This is a genomic window from Enterobacter cloacae complex sp. 2022EL-00788 (genome assembly GCF_026627565.1).
GTDB lineage: Bacteria > Pseudomonadota > Gammaproteobacteria > Enterobacterales > Enterobacteriaceae > Enterobacter > Enterobacter pasteurii.
Genome location: NZ_JAPNMC010000024.1, coordinates 38,394 through 57,014 on the forward strand (window position 1 = coordinate 38,394; position 18,621 = coordinate 57,014).

At 51.9% G+C, this 18,621-nt stretch carries 18 protein-coding genes; 10 read left to right on the forward strand and 8 right to left on the reverse strand.

All coding sequences use genetic code 11. The features are described from left to right. Positions 1-333: 333 nt before the first annotated feature. From OWK27_RS23565 to OWK27_RS23590, 6 genes are all read left to right on the forward strand, one after another. A complete protein-coding gene (locus OWK27_RS23565; RefSeq protein WP_164558595.1) occupies positions 334-507 on the forward strand; it encodes a hypothetical protein in 174 nt (57 codons plus the stop codon). Further along, entirely contained in the window at positions 504-1,289 is a 786-nt protein-coding gene (locus tag OWK27_RS23570; protein ID WP_045339030.1) for a hypothetical protein, read from the forward strand. Before OWK27_RS23565 ends, OWK27_RS23570 begins: the two co-directional genes overlap by 4 nt. A gap of 109 nt (positions 1,290-1,398) precedes the next feature. Next, positions 1,399-1,605, forward strand: a complete 207-nt coding sequence (locus tag OWK27_RS23575; protein WP_267591327.1) for a hypothetical protein — start codon at positions 1,399-1,401, stop codon at positions 1,603-1,605. Beyond that, a complete protein-coding gene (locus OWK27_RS23580) occupies positions 1,602-1,928 on the forward strand; it encodes a hypothetical protein (RefSeq protein ID WP_104917941.1) in 327 nt (108 codons plus the stop codon). Before OWK27_RS23575 ends, OWK27_RS23580 begins: the two co-directional genes overlap by 4 nt. Before the next feature lie 672 nt (positions 1,929-2,600). Further along, positions 2,601-4,118, forward strand: a complete 1,518-nt coding sequence (locus OWK27_RS23585) for an AAA family ATPase (RefSeq protein WP_242173498.1) — start codon at positions 2,601-2,603, stop codon at positions 4,116-4,118. Continuing rightward, the gene (locus tag OWK27_RS23590; protein WP_104917887.1) at positions 4,118-4,975 is read left to right on the forward strand and encodes an HNH endonuclease; all 858 of its coding nucleotides are present in this window, start codon (positions 4,118-4,120) and stop codon (positions 4,973-4,975) included. Before OWK27_RS23585 ends, OWK27_RS23590 begins: the two co-directional genes overlap by 1 nt. Before the next feature lie 364 nt (positions 4,976-5,339). Here the strand turns inward: OWK27_RS23590 and OWK27_RS23595 are convergent, their stop codons facing one another. The 6 genes from OWK27_RS23595 to OWK27_RS23620 form a co-directional block, all read right to left on the reverse strand. Next, positions 5,340-6,086 carry an SAM-dependent methyltransferase gene (locus OWK27_RS23595; protein ID WP_242173495.1) on the reverse strand — a complete coding sequence of 249 codons (747 nt, stop codon included), beginning with the start codon at positions 6,084-6,086 and terminating at the stop codon, positions 5,340-5,342. Between the two features lie 10 nt (positions 6,087-6,096). After that, positions 6,097-6,354, reverse strand: coding sequence for a YjhX family toxin (locus tag OWK27_RS23600; protein ID WP_003863178.1), 258 nt, complete (start codon positions 6,352-6,354; stop codon positions 6,097-6,099). Between the two features lie 278 nt (positions 6,355-6,632). After that, a complete protein-coding gene (locus OWK27_RS23605) occupies positions 6,633-8,570 on the reverse strand; it encodes a putative bifunctional diguanylate cyclase/phosphodiesterase (protein WP_267591328.1) in 1,938 nt (645 codons plus the stop codon). Between the two features lie 17 nt (positions 8,571-8,587). Continuing rightward, positions 8,588-9,082, reverse strand: a complete 495-nt coding sequence (locus tag OWK27_RS23610; protein WP_242173489.1) for a molybdopterin-dependent oxidoreductase — start codon at positions 9,080-9,082, stop codon at positions 8,588-8,590. A gap of 204 nt (positions 9,083-9,286) precedes the next feature. Further along, positions 9,287-10,498: an L-dopachrome tautomerase-related protein gene (locus OWK27_RS23615; RefSeq protein ID WP_267591329.1), complete on the reverse strand. Its 1,212-nt coding sequence runs from the start codon at positions 10,496-10,498 to the stop codon at positions 9,287-9,289. A gap of 24 nt (positions 10,499-10,522) precedes the next feature. Continuing rightward, a complete protein-coding gene (locus OWK27_RS23620) occupies positions 10,523-11,317 on the reverse strand; it encodes an SDR family NAD(P)-dependent oxidoreductase (RefSeq protein WP_267591330.1) in 795 nt (264 codons plus the stop codon). Between the two features lie 98 nt (positions 11,318-11,415). Here OWK27_RS23620 and OWK27_RS23625 point away from each other — a divergent pair, with 98 nt between their 5' ends. Both OWK27_RS23625 and OWK27_RS23630 read left to right on the forward strand, forming a co-directional pair. Continuing rightward, on the forward strand, positions 11,416-12,315 hold the full coding sequence (locus OWK27_RS23625; RefSeq protein ID WP_242173482.1) for a LysR family transcriptional regulator: 900 nt from the start codon (positions 11,416-11,418) through the stop codon (positions 12,313-12,315). A gap of 16 nt (positions 12,316-12,331) precedes the next feature. Next, the gene (locus tag OWK27_RS23630) at positions 12,332-12,841 is read left to right on the forward strand and encodes a hypothetical protein (protein WP_242173480.1); all 510 of its coding nucleotides are present in this window, start codon (positions 12,332-12,334) and stop codon (positions 12,839-12,841) included. Between the two features lie 30 nt (positions 12,842-12,871). Here the strand turns inward: OWK27_RS23630 and OWK27_RS23635 are convergent, their stop codons facing one another. Continuing rightward, on the reverse strand, positions 12,872-14,656 hold the full coding sequence (locus OWK27_RS23635) for a diguanylate cyclase (protein ID WP_242173478.1): 1,785 nt from the start codon (positions 14,654-14,656) through the stop codon (positions 12,872-12,874). 114 nt (positions 14,657-14,770) lie between these two features. Beyond that, entirely contained in the window at positions 14,771-15,880 is a 1,110-nt protein-coding gene (locus tag OWK27_RS23640) for an AI-2E family transporter (protein ID WP_148420222.1), read from the reverse strand. Between the two features lie 158 nt (positions 15,881-16,038). Here OWK27_RS23640 and mmuP point away from each other — a divergent pair, with 158 nt between their 5' ends. Then, the gene (gene mmuP, locus OWK27_RS23645; RefSeq protein WP_148420223.1) at positions 16,039-17,439 is read left to right on the forward strand and encodes an S-methylmethionine permease; all 1,401 of its coding nucleotides are present in this window, start codon (positions 16,039-16,041) and stop codon (positions 17,437-17,439) included. Beyond that, complete coding sequence (gene mmuM, locus OWK27_RS23650; RefSeq protein WP_267591331.1) at positions 17,426-18,358, forward strand: homocysteine S-methyltransferase; 933 nt, start codon at positions 17,426-17,428, stop codon at positions 18,356-18,358. The genes mmuP and mmuM overlap by 14 nt, the downstream gene beginning before the upstream one ends. Positions 18,359-18,621: the final 263 nt, after the last annotated feature.

The window sequence follows — 18,621 nt, forward strand, 5'->3', positions numbered from 1 at the left end:
ATGTATACCTTGTTTTCAGGTATACACAGGGTGTACATGGTGTTCATTTTCTCATTAATCACCTGATGGTTTATTAAACAGAATGATGTATACCGTGTAGACCTGAAATCCCAAAATGTAGGCTGGTGTTCATAGGTTAAGGTATTGTTTTATAGGTGATTTATTGCCTTAATGAACACCATGTATACCTTGAGGGCAAATTCTTTAAAACGCATCCACTATTTTCGCGTTGTACACCCCTGCAATTTCATTAACATCGTTTCATAAATCGCAATTGATTATTCGATTGTTGCGATTAATGGAATTTTAACGGTTGCTATTACAGGGGGCATCATGAGCAAGGTTAACGTTAAGCCCGTCCTGCTGAACGGGGAGCAGATTCAGGCTCTGAAAACCATTCAGGAGAGGGAGCGCCAGAAGTCGGGCATGGGGATCGCGCCGTCAATCCATGCTGTTGCGCGCAAGGTATTTGATGCAGGGCTATCAAAAATGGAGGCTGCCCAGTGAGCTACTCAATCAAAATAGGGAAACACAGCATCGAGCTGGCAGGTTATGCCGGTAAGGTTGTTGCGCCAAATACTCAGATGGCCGCTTTATTCCGTGGCATGGCGGGCGAACTCACCAGCCTGAGGACAACGGCGCAGCAGGCCGAAGCCGAGGCGGATTTGCTGGACGTTATCCGCAACGATCCGGATCTGAACGAACAGGCAAAAAACCGCAGGGCAGGTGAAGCCCGGAACCCGGACACGCTCAAAGACTTTACCCGCGGGGTGGCAGCCGTAAGCGAGCAGGCCGCAAACATTCTCGATTACCTGAAGAATAAGCTCGCACCGGTTAATCCCTTGGCATCTGATGATGTTCAGGGATTCATGCGTGACAGCGAAATGCGCCAGGCATTCGCAAGGCTGGATCGCCGCAGCCAGGAAAAAATGCTGCTGTCGATGCACAGTGGAAAGCATCAGGAGCTGGCGGACGCCTTACTAAGGGCGCATGCTGTGTGTTCGGGACTCGATACGGAACAGCTAAAACGTCTCGGCTTCTCCCGTATCGCATCAGAGAACGGGCAGGTGATTAGCGCGGTTGCCGATCTGGTCGACGCGGTAAGGAAAGACGTCGCACAAATTACAGCTGTCCGTACCTGGTATAACAATCTCGTTTACGGGAAGAACGACGATCCATCAGAAGTTCTGCCCCGTATGACCGGACTTGATCAGTTAAGCGAACATGTCAGCGCGATGCTCAAAGGCAGCCAGCGGCAGACACATTCAGAAGAGAAGCAGGCCGCCTGAGGGCGGCTTTTTTCTGCCCGGAGGGAAACCACGATGCTATTAAGTAAATCAGCCTACGCCAGGCATATGGGCGTCAGCCGGCAAACTGTTTATGGCTGGATAGCCCGCGGTGAAATTGTTATTTCAGGCGATAAAGTGGATGTTGACGCATCGCAGGCTAAACAAAATTCTGCTGGTGCTGGTGCTGGTGCTGGTGCTGGTGCTGGTGCTGGTGCTGGTGCTGGTGCTGGTGCTGGTGCTGGTGCTGGTGCTGGTGCTGGTGCTGGTGCTGGTGCTGGTGCTGGTGCTGGTGCTGGTGATCATCACAATGCAATGACGTGGGCGCAGGCCGCCGCATGGGTATGGGGGCATGACGGCGGGAAAGCGCTACTGGTTGATATTGATGCTGGTCAGCGAATAGAGGCCGCAGCCGCTGAGCTGGGTTTTGATGTTCAGCACGAGCCCGAAGAGCAACTGTTGATTCTCTTCCGGCTTGATGAAGAAACCCACAGCTTCTATGGCAAAGACCGTGCAGCGGGCGCTTTACGGTTTCTTCGTTCTGAGCTGGCCTACGTTGCCACAATGTACCCCGATGCGCCGGATGACTGGAGCAAAACTGGTTTAATGTCACTCTGCCTGCTGGACGGCGAAAAACTGTAAACCCCCAGCCCCTCAAACTTGACACTTTTTCGCGAGAAACTGGGAAAAGTGTCAACCCAACATAACGGATCCTAACGCCTACGAACAGCAGCTACAGCAGAAGTGTAAAGGGCTGGCGTTGAGATTTGTTGAGCCTTGGCTGTTAGCTTTTGTTAATCCTGATGCGAAGCAGGGCAGGTGTCAGCCTGTTATGGTTTGTTATGCCTTACTAGGGAAAACTAGGGGGAAAGTGTCAACCGCTACCGCTTCAGAAAACTTCAGGTACACGAACTCGGGAAGGGGAGGTGTTAAGCACTCCCCCTTTGCAACTATCCTCGAGCCTCTTTCAGATCGCTGTTCTGGTTTGCCCGGACGCTGGCGTTCAGATTGAGTTGTCAAAAGTTGTCACACACCGGCAACGCCAGTGGGGATTTTTGGCAGAACGCGCTCTAAGTTACAGTTGCTTCATTGTGAAAGCTTGAAGTTGAGATAAACCAGAAAAACATCCTAACATCGCAAGACAATAATGATAGTTAAAACAGTGAGTTAATGTATTTTTGTTAAATTTAAACACTTTTAGTTGAACAACTAATTTTGCCAAACCAACAGCAAAAATGAATAAAATTATGGAGATTTAATCCGCTATTGACATAATGATGTTCACTATACTCATGCAGGACAGTCGAGCATTTTATGAACATTTTAATCATCCCTCGAGAGCAAAGAATCCCTTATTCAGGGGTAAACACAGCTTATTTACATGTTGATCGCTGGGATGATTATTCGTTCATAACAATGTTTTATTTGTCTTTACATGATGAATCAGGAAATTTGCATGAAATTGGAAATGTCAAAATTGGATTTCAAGGGCAAGTTATTGGAAAACCAACATATACAACCTTAGGACATGCTTTTCAGGCTTTACCAAATGGATATTTTTCAGTTGGTCAAGACGTGGAGTATTATCAAAAAATATTTAACCTTTCCGATTCTATCAAAAATAAAATTCTTGAATCATTAAAGGATATAGCCTATTCAACAGAGGCCATGGCAATAGCCGAGACAGAAGATGTTTTTAAAACATCTCTTCTTAGAGGTGTTAGTTTGTCAGTTATCAAAGGACAGTTCACTAGGGTTATAGAAGGAAAAAATCCATTAACAAACTTTAAATTTAAATTCTTGAGGCCTGCTACGGAAAAGATGTCAGGTATAGAGTTAATATTTAAAGTTGAAATAGACGAAAAACCCAGTACGAATATTCATGCAATAATAGGTAGAAATGGAGTAGGTAAAACAACCCTACTAAATGGAATGATTGAGGCAGTTACCAGCAGAGGGCAATCAAATTCAAAATTTTATGATGTTGAAGGCTTCTCTGAAAGTCCAATAGGAAAAGATTATTTTAGTAGTTTAGTGTCAGTCTCTTTCAGTGCTTTTGATCCTTTCGAACCTCCAACTGAACAAGATGATCCTTCAATGGGAACGTGTTACTTCTATATAGGTTTAAAAAAAGAGGGAGAAGTACTTAAGGGTCTTAATGATATTCATGAAGATTTTATTCAAGCATTAAAGCAATGTTTTAGCCAAGGCCCTAAAAAAAATAGATGGGTTAGCGCTATTGATACTCTTGAATCTGACGAAAATTTTGAAAGTATGGATCTTAAAGACCTTGTGCGTTTTACCGGTGTAGATTTAGTTAGTAATGCTCGAAAATTAATTAAGAAAATGAGTTCAGGACATGCTATTGTTTTATTAACCATCACGCGATTAGTTGCTACTGTGGAGGAAAAAACATTAGTTCTAATCGATGAACCTGAAAGCCATCTACATCCTCCATTACTTTCAGCCTTTATTCGAGCTCTGTCAGATTTGTTACTTGACCGCAATGGTGTAGCACTCATCGCAACACATTCACCAGTAGTTCTTCAGGAAGTGCCAAGAAGTTGTGTTTGGAAACTCAATCGCTCTCGATTAGTAACCGTAGTGCGTAGACCAGATATAGAAACTTTTGGTGAAAATGTTGGGGTTTTAACGAGAGAAGTTTTTGGTCTAGAAGTAGTGAAATCGGGTTTTCATGACTTATTAACACAATCTGTTGAATCAGGTCTATCTTATCAAGATATCATTGATGAATATAAAGGTCAGCTTGGGGTTGAAGCAAGGGCATTATTAAAAGCTTTAGAAATCCACCGGGATAGGGGGGCCAACTAGTGTTTAAACTTAAAAGACCAATATATACTTATGGTAATGCATTAACTTTATGTTGTAATGGGATTACTGGGAATAATGTTTTGCTAGAAAAAGTTCATAATGCTTCAGCTGATTTGGAGTTACAAGTAAGTGCTTATGAAAATTCAGCATTAACTGAAGAACTATTCACAATTCAACCTATCAATATTGATGGCGTTGCAGACCCTATAATATTAAATGATTTGAAAAAGTCAGACTTCATAAAGTTATACAATAATTATTTGGTCGGAATGACGAAGCCAGCAAGAGTAATTTATGATGTACTTATGTCGTCAGCTAATGAAAAATGTCCTTTTTGTGGTGGGATAGGGCGTCCAAGGAATCTAGACCATTACTTACCTAAGGCATATTTTCCACAGTTTGCCATTGCACCGTTGAATCTTGTTCCATCCTGTCGGGATTGTAATATGGATGGTAAGGGAGAGAATTTTGCCATATTAGCTAGTGAGCAAATACTTCACCCCTACTTAGATAATGATCGTTATTTTAATGAGCAGTGGATTTTCGCACGATACTTAGCGGGTGCCCAAGGTGAACCTGGGGTAATTGAATATTTTGTTTCTCCTCCTGATGAATGGGACGCAAATCAAAAAGAGCGTGTGATAAAGCATTTTAATGATTTTAATTTGTCGTTAAGGTATTCGAAAGAAGCAAGCGCAAGACTTGGCACCTTATTGTCTCAATATAATGGATTGCTTCAAATACCTTTGGATAAAGAAACATCGAAGCAAATTATATTTCAGACAGTTATAGACAATGCGCCATTTGTCAATCATTGGGAAAGGGTAATGTGTTTGGCACTTCTGCGAGATCTTTAGTATAGCAAAAGTTTTATTCCAGCTCATTCGGGACAACCAACCTGCAAACGGCATTGTATAAAGATGGATGATTAAAAATTTTGGGGGTACCTTGCGTATTTTTTTAAACATTATCTAAACAAATCAATGAGTTTGCATCTAGAAATTGTTCCTATTATCGCATCATCTCCTGATTTTCTTTTTTCTACTCAACTCTATAAAACCATTAAAATATCATAAATCATCTGGTTAAGGTTTGAACATACGAATTGAAATCTGATATGCGGTTTTATGGATGGGTAAACCGTTTTCATAAAATGCTTTGTTTTCGTTAAAAACAATACAAATGGCGGCACACCCCTAAGGCGATACCGCCAGCTCTACATTATCGTGCCATTAACGCAAACACGCCCCAGCCAATGTATTCCCGCGTATAGGTCACATGGCGTTCAGGCGCTATTGTCAGCTCCGCCCTAATCTCCTCGGCAAAACCATCGTCGGGGTTTTCCTCCAGCCAGCGACGCATGGTCATCCATTTCGCGGCTTCGTATCTGTCCCAGCCTTCCTGGTCTGCCAGCACCATTTCCACCAGGTCATAGCCCTGTTGAGCGAAAAATGCGACAAGGCCGCGCAGGGTGAGAAAGTCTGCGACAGACGTGACGCCGCAGGCCAGAGCTATCTCTTCCGTCGCGGGAATCTGACGCCAGTACGGTTCGCCGATGAGAATCAGCCCGCCGGGCATAAGGCTCTTTGCCAGCAGTTCGATCGTCCCGGCGACGCCGCCTGCAATCCATGTTGCACCTACGCAGGCCGCCATGTCGCACTTTTCATCCGCGACGTAGCCCGCCGCGTCGTTATGGATAAAATGGAGCCGTTCGCTGACGCCGAGCTCTTCCGCGCGGCGCTTTGCCTGCGCGGTGAAGAGCGGGCTCATGTCGATGCCGGTGCCGGTCACGCCGTAGTCACGTGCCCAGGTACACAGCATCTCTCCCGAGCCGCTGCCGAGGTCGAGAATGCGCGTGTCCGGCTTCATGCGTAGCACGCGGCCCAGCGTGGCATATTTTTCTGGCGTGAAGGGGTTATGAATGCGGTGTTCACTTTCGCTGATAGTAAAAATACGTGGGATATCCATAAGCCTTTCCTTAACGATTATCAGGCTGGGCGCGAACGTTGTTCAGCCCGGTGGTATTAATGCGGTAGGGCTGACCGTTAACGGATTTGATCAGCTTTTTGGTTTTGAGCTTTTTGAAAACGGCGAGCGTGCAGTCGGCCAGCAATAGCCCTTCGCGGCTGTAGCATTCAACGGCGGTAACGCGGCCGGACGTATCGCGAACGTGCACGATACGGCCACCTTTGGCGAGAACGTGTAAGGTACGCTGTTCCTGACGGGATAAATTCATACTGGAAAACCTGTTTAATCATCATGTGCAAACGTGCAAACACACGGCGGTGTCCGCATACGATTTCAGCGCATTGATAATCAGTCCGGCCTGAAGGGGCAGGGAGCTGACTATCGGATGATTACATTCTCCAGCATCAAAGCCTCGGGTTGAGTTGAGAGGTATTTACGGCGTGAATAATAACACCTGGTTTTTGTAAGTGAATAACCGGAGCTGAAAAGTGTGATCCCGGTTGGCGCCTGCGGGCGATGCGTTATGTTTAGCCCGCTGAGCTGATGTCATTGCAGGCCGCGCTTAATTTTACCGTCGACCTCAGGCAGTGGCTTACTGAAAAGGTATCCCTGCACCAGCTCGCAACCCAGCGCCTGGAGACGCTCAAGCTGCTCTTCGGTCTCAACGCCCTCGGCAATCACCCCCATGTTAAGGCTTTTGGCCATACCGGTAATAAGCTTCACAATATTAAGCGCATCTTCCTGCGTGGAGATTGGATTGACAAAAGATTTGTCGATTTTGATTTTATCAAAATTCAGCTCGCTGAGCCGTGAGAGCGACGAATAACCCGTACCGAAATCATCGATTGAAATTCTTACGCCCAGTGAGCGTAGCTTTTTAAGAATGGTAATAGGGTTATTTCTGTCGCTGAAGAGTGAAGACTCTGTCACTTCAAGCTCAAGGCGATTGGCCGGTAGCCCGGTCTCCGTCAGAATAGACTGCACCATGGTAATAAACGATTTGCTGCCCAACTGAACAGGCGAGACATTCACGGAGATCATTGCCGGAACGGCCCACGAAGCCGCTTCCCAGCAGGCAAGCTCAAGCACCGTTTTACCAATCTCGTTGATCATGCCTGTTTTTTCAGCGGCAAAAATAAAGCGATCCGGGGACAGCATCCCCTTTTCGGGGTGACTCCAGCGAATGAGCGCTTCATAGCCGTAGATTTCCTTGCTGAAGGCGTTGACGATAGGCTGATAATAAATAACAAACTCATTATTCTTTATTGCCTTTGCCATATCAATTTCAAGGTTTCTGCCTTCCTGCAATTTTTGCAACATCCGTTGCCGGAAGACTTTAATCTGCTGTGAGCCTGCCTTTTTGGCTTCATAGAGGGCCAGATCGGCGAATTTATACAGATAATCAGCGCGTCGTTCATTATCTGATAAAACAATGCCCACGCAGGTGGCAATTTTTATGAGCTGGTTATTAATCGTGTAGGGCTTGCTGATATTTTCGCTGATTTCTCTTGCGCGCGAAACGGCAGCGCTTTCGGTTAGCCCACTGGATAAAAAAGCAAACTCGTCTCCGCCTAAACGGTAAAATCTGTCTGAAATGCTGCTCATGGCTGTCAGGCGTCTGGATACCTGGCGTAACAGTAAATCGCCAGCGTCATGACCATAGGTATCGTTGACCTCTTTGAACCGATCTAAGTCAAATAACATCACCGTGACGGGGGCGTGATTTTCTTCGGCCTCAAGATTGAGTTTGCTGAGGTCATCCCAGAAGTACAGACGGTTTTTCATGCCGGTGAGGGAGTCATGGTAAACGTCATACTCCAGCTTTGTATTCTGAATCTGCAGGGTCTCTTTTGATAACTGAAGTTCTTCTGCAAGACTTTCAACCTGCCTGTGCGCTTTAAGGATGTTTTTATTTTGATAGATTGTTAAAAAGCCCAGAATAATACTTAAAATAACCAGCAGTAAAGAGAGCGCTGAATAGATATAATACAGGATCTGTATTTTATGGTTGGTGTTGTTAATCGTGCTTATATCTTTCGTTAACGCGCTTGATGACAGCTGGCTGAGTGGCGCATCCAGCAAATGCATGGTTTGCAGGTATGCTTTTACGTCCGAATGGCTCATCTTTTCGAGATTAGCATCCAGATAGGTAAGTATTTTATCAAGGCTTAACGCGAGGTCGCGATGCGCTTGATCGTTTTTAATATAATGACCTAAATCACCCTCCTTAAATAAATCATTCTGGCTTAGCATAATTTCCAGGCGCATGCGGACCTGGTCTATCGTAACGTCATCGGAATCGGTTGCGTACAGACCAAGCCATGATTCAAAGCGGTAATATTCGGATACCAGCTGGGCGACAGACCATGACTCCGTGTAATGAGTCAGTTTTTGAAGCTCCTGCTGTCGGTCATAGACAAGAAAAGCAATATAGCCAGTTGTAATAAAAAGAGAAAAAATGATACCAACCAGTATCCTGTTCATTATGTTCTCCTGAACTGCTATTCAATCTTCATCTTGCTGACCTGCCATGCCGATCGCGAGTAATAAATTTGATTATTGAGTTCAGGAAGACTGTCATAGGGATATACGATGAATGCCGGACCTTTATCGCGGATGCGCATATATTCGCCATTAACCTTTAGAGCAAGTATGGCGTTGTATTTTTTAAAGTCGCTGAGCGGGATGGCCGTCGCGTAATCATTAAGCGCAATAACATTAACCACGTTACCCTTTGCGCCGACATAATCCATGAGTTTGCTCATCGGAACACCCTCAAACTTAGTGCGGCCATTATACCAGGGAGACGATGTCTGGAAACTCACCACACCCAGCTTTTCAAGGCTGGCGATATCAAACACGGCTTTTCCATTTTCATTCGTGTTCTCGATATTACCGTAAATCGTTAAAATGGGTTTACCAGCAGGTTTTGGCAGCTCACCCGCCAGGGTGGCGCTTTGTACTAAAAAGCAGCACAGCATTAGGATTAATCGCATTTCAGCCTCCACTTTTTAACTTAAGTATAAGAATTATAATTTAGTTATCCTACTAGTTTATATATTTTCTCTCTCCACTCGTTTATCCATCATCCTCAGGATGTAAAAACGCCACCCGTCGGGTGGCGCAGTAGTATTTAGCGATTATTTGTCCGGGCAGGAAAGTCGTTCAGCCGGGGTGAGCAGAGGCTTTAAGGCTGTTCGTTACCGGATCGGAACGGCTTTCTCCGGCGTCAAGGCCTTTGCCGGTAAACGCCATAGATCATAGCGTTCTTCTCCGGCCTTAACCGCTCCCGCGAAATGATCGTTCAGCCGGCTGGAGGTGAAAATCAGATCGCCATCAGGGCGGATCGTCGGCGTGTCGGGCCAGTAGACGCCTTCGTTCGACGCGAGCGGTGACATCGCTTTGCTGACGGGATCGTACCTGACGATACCGTTACGGGTGACGTCTGTAATGTAGAGATTTCCCTTCGCATCGGTCACGATCCCGTCAGTGTTGCCCCCCACGTCACCCAGGTCCTCAATTCGGGACGCGATTTGCGCATCGGTCGAACCCGGCTGTCGCAGGATTGCCGTCGGCAGCGCGTAGGCATGGGTTCCCGTCGTGACTGTCCAGTACAGCGTACCTGCATCCGGTGAGAGCGCAATGCCGTTGATGCCAATCAGCAACGGTTTACCCGGCCATACCTCGCGTCCGTGTGCGACAACCTTTACGCCCGGCACGTTCAGCAGGGCAGGGTGCCGGTCCAGTACGCGCCGGGCCTTGCCGGTGGTGAAATCAACGATGATAAGACCAGCACGATTGTCAGGCGCGCTGCGCGATCCGCTGTCGGAGATATAGGCGACGCGGCGACGCTCATCAACGGCTACGTCATTAAGGAAACTGGCCTTACGATCGGCCACGCCATCAAGAGCGATGCGTTTGATGGTGCGCCCTGAGTTCAGATCCAGCACCACCAGTTTTTGCGAGCCCGCCGGAGATTCCGCTTCTCCCGCGACGAAGCCCATATCCAGCGCCCATAGCCAGCCGTTACTGCGATCGATATAAAAACCGAGGACGTTGCGCAGGCTTTGCCCGTAAGGCCCGTCCACCGCATTTCCCTCGCGTGAGGGGAATGCGGTCAGGCGTGCCGGGCCCGACGAAACCGCGGTATCCAGAACGCTCAGCGTGGCGGGCGCGCCGGCGGATACCAGCCGGGGGGTACTGACGTAGGCTGTGCCTTTTGCATCAAAGTGGATCCCGGCGATGGGAGCATTCACCGACCCGGAAAACGCCGCTGGGGCTGCCGCGCGATCGGGCAGATCCCAGCTTACGCCAGCATAGCTGCGCCAGCGTTCAAGGGTTGCGCCACTGGCCGCGCTCGTGAAAGACAACAGCGCCACCACCGCGATGGCGGGCAAACTACGTTTAGACATGTCTATACTCCGGTGAACTCACTGTTACAGAATGGAGCGGAACGTGCCGCCCTCGACGCGCACCGCAGCTCCGTTAGAGGCCGCGCCAAGCGGGCTTGCCAGCAGCGCAACCATTGCGGCTATCTCGTCTGCTTCGATCATTCGCGCAATCAACGAGCTGGGACGGTAGGTCCTGAAGAAATGTTCTTCGATTGCCCGATCGGTCATCCCCGGTTCAGGTGCGGTCTGGCGAAGATACTCAATGATGCCGTCGGAGCGAGTCGCCGAAGGAAGAACGCTGTTCACCGTTACGCCAGTGCCTTTGGTCAGCTCTGCCATACCGCGCGAAACGGCGAGCTGTGCAGACTTGCTGACGCCGTAATGCACCATGTCTGGCGGCGTGAACGCGCCAACTTCGCTGGACATAAAAATCACCCGGCCCCAGTTGCGTTCCAGCATGCGCGGGAAATAATGCCGGGACAGGCGAACCCCGGACATAATGTTAATATCGATCATGCGCAGCCAGTCTTCGTCCGTGATGTCGGCGAAAGGCTTAGCTTCGTAAAAACCCAGATTATTAATAAGAATGTCGGTATCCGGGCAAGCCGCAAACAGCGCTTCGGCACCCTCAGCGCTTCCCAGATCTGCGATAACGGCGCCGATCGGCACGCCAGGCGCGGCGCTGCTGATATCGGCGACGGCGTTTTGCAGCTTCGCCTTTTCACGTCCGGTGATGGTCACCGCAACGCCTTCTCGCGCCAGCGTGCGGGCGATGGCCAGGCCAATCCCTGCCGTTGCGCCTGTAACAAGGGCTGTCTTACCGCTGAGTTGAAGATCCATAATTTTTACCTTCTGATGATGTGTGAGGCCACTTTACTCATCGCTCAGCGGGGGATAAATTAGCGAAATTGAAAAACATTTGTTCGTGAAAGAGCAAAATGAGCCGAAAATTTGATTATCTTGGCGATGTCGAAGCCTTCATTACCGTTGTTGAGCACGGCTCATTTACTGCCGCCGCGGTTGTCCTCTCAACCACGCCCTCGGTACTGAGCCGTGCAGTTACCCGCCTTGAAGCGCGCCTTGGGCGTCAACTACTGCAGCGCACGACCCGTCGTGTAGGGCTAACGGAAGCAGGGCGCGTGTATCTGGAGCAGGCGCGCGCGGCGTTTTCTCTGCTGGATGAGGCTGAACGTGAAGGACGGGGGCAGGAGGGCAACTTAACGGGCCGCGTGCGCATGAGCGTGCCAACCACCTACGGGCACTACCGTCTGCCCTCCCTGCTGGCACGCTTTGCCCGACAATATCCGAACGTTAAGGTCGAGCTGAACATTACCAACCGCAACGTCGACCTGATCGCCGAAGGATTCGACCTCGCGATACGTTTGGGCCAGATGCCCGACAGCGGCTTAGTCGCCCGTAAGCTGGAGGATGCCGCGCTGGTACTGGTCGCGTCACCGGATTACCTCCATCGAATGGGAAACCCTCATACGCTGGAGGAACTACGGTTGCACATGTGTTTGCCGTTTATCCTGCCGCGTACCGGCCGCATTGCACCGTGGGTATTTCGTGAAGACGGACGCGATATTGACTGGCTGCCCGTTTCTTCCGTCGAAACGTCAGAGGACGTGCTTGGCGTGGTTTCCCTCGCTGAACAGGGTATGGGGATTTGCCAGAGCTATGCGTTTATCGTCCAGGAGAGGATCCAGCGGGGCCAGCTCGTTGAAGTGCTTCCGACGCTGCGGGGGCGGTCGCGGCCTTTCTCGGTGATCTACGCGCCACACCGACGTCAGTCGGCGGCCGCCCGGGCAATGATTGATCTTCTGACCGCGCAAAAATGACAAGGACGCCTCTACTATGAAAAAAAAGGCTTACCGGTATTTGCTCCCAGCGATCGTGGGAGCGGCGGCACTGTTATGTGGAGTGATTGTCTGGCGAGCAGAAATTTATCGCGTAACCTTTCTCAATACCCGAGGGGCGCTGTGCGTTGTGATTGGTACAGGCCTGCTGACAATATTCCTGATGTCCATCGTATTCGCGAAGGGTAATCTCAAAGGTAAGCCCATTTCTGACTATCTGAAAGCCTGCCTCGGCGCCGTCCTTTTAAGCTATCCTGTTGCCGTTTTCATTGTCATTACCACAGCCTGGATGCTGGATGGAGAACAATCCGCCTGGAGCGAACCTTACCGCTATTCCTCGGGCGGCCGTCACAGCTGTGAGGGAGCGGTGGTCAATGAGCCAGAATTGAAAAATGAGATCCGTGTCTGTAAGCCGTTGGGGAATTATTCGTCCGATAATATCCTGTACGTTGAAAAGCGGAGTAATGCACTGGGAATTGTGGTCCTTTGGGCAATAACGCGCCCCTGACAGGAGAGTGCCAGTGGAAAGGTACTTCTGCTAACCCGCCTCCAGCATCCCAAAGCTGACAATCCGCGCGCGCCCCAGCTCTTTCGCCCGGTATAGCGCGACGTCCGCCGCGCGCAGCAGATTATCGCCCTGGGCGTGCTGGGGATAGCTGGCGATCCCGATCGAAACGTCCACCGGGCCAATTTCCGAAAGCCCGTAGCGCAGCAAAAGCGCGTGCACGCCGTTGTAGATCTCCGTTGCGGCGGCGTGCGCTGCCTCCTCATCCGCGCCGGTGAGAAGTGCCAGGAACTCTTCGCCACCGTAGCGGAAGGCCAGCCCGGTATCGTGTACCGCCCGTTGAATAATGGTTGCCACGCTTTTGATCACCAGATCGCCGGCCTCATGACCAAAGCGGTCATTAATGCTCTTGAAGTGATCGATATCGATCATCAGGCAGCTTACCGGCTCATCGTTACGCACGGCCTGCTTCATTTGAGTACGTAACGTATCCTCCAGATGGTGGCGATTACGCAGCCCCGTCAAGGGATCGAACAGGGCTTTTTCCAGAAGAGCATCCCGCAGCCGCTGGTTAGCCAGCGCCAGGCCCAGCGCCTCGGCCATCAGTTCCAGATAGGCGCGGGACGGCGCGGTTTCAGGCGTGATGTTCAGGAACGAGAGCAACCCAATCGCCTCGCCCTGAGCAATTAAGGGAACGCACAGCGATTGCCGTGCCTGGGATTCAGGCAGATGATAACAGCCGATATCCGGCTCGCCGTTCACCGGCGGATGGCTTTGACCACGCCGGACGGCCCAGCATTCGTCAGGATGGAACGGCTTTTTATCCCCTTCGGGCGACAGCCATTCGGCCGCGCAGCGCATCTGCCACGGATCCCGCTCCAGAATATACAGACGCCCGGAAACCCCCGGCGCGATATTGGGCGCAAACAGCTCCGCCACATTCATCACGTCGGCAAAGTTTTCACAGCCCTGAAGCCGCTGGGTCATTCGCGCCAGCAGCTCGCGGATGGCCCAGTCAGCATCGCGCTCTTTTTCCAGCCGCTGCCTTGCCAGCCCGTTCTCGCGGAAGATGCGGATGGCCTGCGCCATATCGCCTATTTCATCAACCTGGGTGAAGTTTGGCGTTTCGACGGCGTAATCCTGCGATGCCAGACGATGAACCACGTCACTCAGACGCACCACCGGACGGAGTACGCGGCGCTTGAGGATAAAGCCCATCACAAACAAGAAGAGCAGGGCGGTCAGGCCGACCATCACCTCAGAGGCAGTGCGAAGCGTTTTCGACGTTTTGGTCGCAGCCTGCACGTCGGCAATAATGCGCTTGTCCAGCAGCATGCGAAAGCGTTCGATATTGTTCTGCGCCCGTTCGAGTTCCAGCTCATAGCTCTTACCAAAAAGCAGCGCAACGGCCTGCTGTTCTTCGCCCCGTGCGATGCCGTCAATGGCTGCCTGCTGTTCATCCTGGAGTTCGTCTACAATTTTCAGACCGTCATACAGCAACGCCAGCTCTTCGCCCGATGCCCCCGTGTTTTTGAGCTGGCGCAGCGTGTGTTCAATATTCTTCAGCTCAGCTTCTTTCGCCTGGTATTTCTCCAGCACGTCGGGCTCTTTTTTGATGACGTAAAGGCGCGCCAGATCGGAGAGCATCCAGGTATCTATCTCGATCTCTTCCGTAAGCTGATCGAAGACCTGGCGTTGTTTAACGGCTTCACGTTCGATGTTGTCGGCGTGGGAAGCCATCAGCATGACGATGCCGGAGGCAATGGTCAGGCACACCGTGACGCCATAAGCCCAGTTTGTGATCGTGGCGATTCGCACCTGTTGGTTTCCTCTGCGACAAAAATGGAAGAGCGTTCTTTTAAGATTATAGAAAACCGCTGATTTATGGCGAAAAAAAAGGCGGCACGGGGCCGCCTTTCAGAACGTCTGCTTTCAGAGATCCCGAGGGTTTCTTCCCTCTTCGATAAAGTCTGCGTCCAGCTCCTCGGCATTGCCTTCGTGATCGCGCCCGGAGAAGAGGTTCCAGCAGGCGATAAACAGGGCGGCAATCAGCGGCCCAATCACGAAGCCGTTAATGCCGTACAGCTCCATACCGCCGAGCGTGGTGATCAAAATCAGGTAGTCCGGCATTTTGGTGTCTTTGCCCACCAGCAACGGACGTAATAAGTTATCGACCAGCCCGACAACGATCACAAAGAAGCCAACGATGAACAGGCCCTGCCACAGCTGGTGGGTGGCGAACAGGAAGATGGCTGCGGGAACCCAGACGATGGCCGACCCGACGGCAGGCACCAGAGAGAGGAACGCCATCAGCGCGCCCCACAATACGCTGCCGTCAATACCGACAATGGCAAAGGCGATACCGCCAAGCGTGCCCTGAACCACGGCCACAACCGCCGTGCCTTTTACCGTGGCGCGCGACACGCCGACAAACTTGGCGAACAGGTGCTGCTTAACGAAGTCAGACAGCGGGAGCGAATCGAGGATCTGGCGCACCAGATACGGCCCGTCTTTCAGCAGGAAAAACAGCAGATACAGCATAATGCCGAAGCTGATGGCAAAGCCGAACGTGCCTTTACCAATCAGGAACGCGCTGCCCGCCAGATACTGTCCGCCCTGTAATGCGACATCGGAAAGTTTTTTCTGGATCTGCGCGGCGTTGGTCAGGTTGTGATCCGCCAGGAAACCGCTGGCCCAGTCCGGCAGGCGGTTGAAGATCCCCGCGACCACCTCAGGAAATTGCGTGTTGTTCTGTTGCAGCTTGGTGTAGACCACATTCAGCTCCAGCGCGAGCGATGAAAGGATCGCCATCAGCGGAATAAAAACAATCAGGCAGATAATGCCGAGCGTCAGGAGCGACGCCAGCCCGTTACGATCGCCCAGCGCGGTACGCAGTTTGTTTTTCACCGGGTTGAAAATAATCGTCAGGATCGCGGCCCACAGGATCGCCGAGAAATAGGGGGACAGCACGTCAAAGAAGGCCCAGGTAACGAGGGCGAGGATAAAGATGAAGAAACCTTTGGTCAGTCCGTTAAAGCGCATAGTGAGTCCTGGTGTAGAAGAAACTGTGTCGACTATAGAACCGATTTACGTATTTACCAATAATTGCGCCGATGCGGAGTCGGGTGGCTTTTTGTTAACAATCGCGGTATAACACCTTATCTTTGGATGTTTAGATGTCCATACGTTTAGAAGGTAATATGCAAACACAACAAGAAAACGGGCAGCTTAAGCGCACCATGAAAACCCGCCACCTGATTATGCTCTCGCTGGGCGGCGTGATTGGCACAGGGTTATTCTTCAACACTGGATACATTATTTCAACGACCGGCGCGGCGGGCACGCTGCTGGCGTACCTGATCGGGGCGCTGGTGGTCTGGCTGGTAATGCAGTGTCTGGGCGAGCTCTCCGTGGCGATGCCGGAAACCGGGGCGTTTCACGTCTACGCCGCTCGCTATCTTGGCCCGGCGACGGGGTATACCGTGGCCTGGCTCTACTGGCTGACCTGGACGGTGGCGCTCGGGTCGAGTTTTACCGCGGCCGGGTTCTGTATGCAGTACTGGTTTCCGCAGGTACCCGTCTGGACGTGGTGCGTTGTCTTTTGCGCGGTAATTTTTGGTCTTAACGTGATTTCCACGCGCTTCTTCGCGGAAGGGGAATTCTGGTTCTCGCTGGTCAAGGTTGTCACCATCGTCGCCTTTATTATTCTCGGCGGCGCGGCCATCTTTGGCTTCATCCCGATGGCGGACGGATCTGCCGCGCCGGGGCTGAGCAACATTACTGCCGAAGGCTGGTTCCCGCACGGCGGCCTGCCGATCCTGATGACCATGGTGGCGGTTAACTTTGCCTTCTCCGGAACGGAGCTTATCGGCATCGCGGCGGGTGAAACGGAAAATCCCCACAAGGTTATCCCGGTGGCCATACGCACCACCATCGCGCGGCTTATCATCTTCTTTATCGGCACCGTGTTCGTGCTGGCGGCGCTGATCCCAATGCAGCAGGCTGGGGTTGAGAAAAGCCCGTTCGTGCTGGTGTTTGAAAAGGTCGGCATTCCGTATGCGGCGGATATCTTTAACTTCGTGATTCTGACGGCGATCCTCTCGGCGGCGAATTCCGGCCTCTACGCGTCTGGGCGCATGCTCTGGTCGCTGTCTAACGAGAACACGCTGCCGCGCTGCTTTGCCCGCGTTAACAAAAACGGCGTGCCGCTGACGGCCCTTTCCGTTTCCATGCTCGGCGGGGTGCTGGCGCTGTTCTCCAGCGTAGTTGCGCCGGATACGGTGTTTGTGGCGCTGTCCGCTATCTCCGGCTTTGCGGTGGTGGCGGTGTGGATCAGCATCTGCGCGTCGCACTTCGTGTTTCGCCGCCGTCACGTGCAGTCCGGCCAGCCGCTATCCGCGTTGCAGTATCGCGCGCCATGGTATCCGCTGGTGCCCGTGCTGGGCTTTATCCTCTGCCTGGTGGCCTGCGTCGGCCTGTGGTTTGACCCCAGCCAGCGTATTGCCCTTTATTGCGGGCTTCCGTTTGTCGCCCTGTGTTATGGTGCGTACTACCTGACCCGAAACCTGACAACGCAGGAGCCTGAACATGTCGCAGAATAATCCGCTTACCGCCCTCCTTGAAAAGCAGCCGTTTGTGGTGCTGGACGGGGCAATGGCAACGGAGCTGGAAGCGCGCGGTTGTAACCTTGCCGACAGCCTCTGGTCGGCCAAAGTGCTGATGGAAAACCCTGAGCCGATCCGCGACGTGCACCTCGATTACTACCGCGCGGGTGCACAGGTGGCCATCACCGCCAGCTATCAGGCCACGCCCGCAGGCTTTGCCGCTCGCGGGCTGGATGAGACGCAATCCCGGGCGCTGATTGGCAAAAGCGTGGAGCTGGCGCGTAAGGCGCGCGAAGCGTATCTGGCGGAGAACGCGCAGGCGGGCACGCTGCTGGTTGCGGGATCCGTCGGCCCTTACGGCGCGTACCTGGCCGATGGCTCTGAATATCGTGGCGACTACGTGCGTAGCGCTGAAGAATTTACCGCCTTCCACCGTCCCCGCGTGGAGGCGCTGCTGGATGCGGGCGCGGACCTGCTGGCCTGTGAAACGCTGCCGTCCTTTGCGGAGATCGTGGCGCTGGCGGCACTTTTGGCTGAGTATCCCCGCGCCCGGGCGTGGTTCTCGTTCACTTTACGAGACAGCCAGCACCTGAGCGACGGTACGCCGCTGAAAGATGTAGTCGACGCGCTGGCACGCTATCCGCAGATCGTGGCGCTGGGCGTCAACTGCATCGCGCTGGAAAACACCACCGCGGCGCTAAAACACCTGCAAAGCCTGACATCGCTGCCGCTGGTGGTCTACCCGAACTCGGGTGAGCATTATGATGCGGTGAGCAAAACCTGGCATCATCACGGCGAAGCCTGCGAAACGCTGGCGGGGTATTTACCGCAGTGGCTGGAGGCAGGCGCGAGGCTGATTGGCGGCTGCTGTCGGACCACGCCGAAAGATATCGCTGAGCTTAACGCGCAGCGCTGATACCTCACCCTGACCCTCTCCCGGTGGGCTGAGGGTTCCCCACAATGAATGCGAGCACTGAGCAATCCCCTCGCCCCTCCGGGGAGAGGGCCAGGGTGAGGGGGAACATACGGCTCTGGTGGTCATTCCGTTCACTTTATGTTCCTTGCTACTCTGTAACGACATGACCGGTGAACGTGCCAGGGTGGCTCAGTCTGCACTGAACCCCATATCCTGGACACCAGATCAAAGAATCTGGAGGTCCTTATGAGATATCCCTTTCA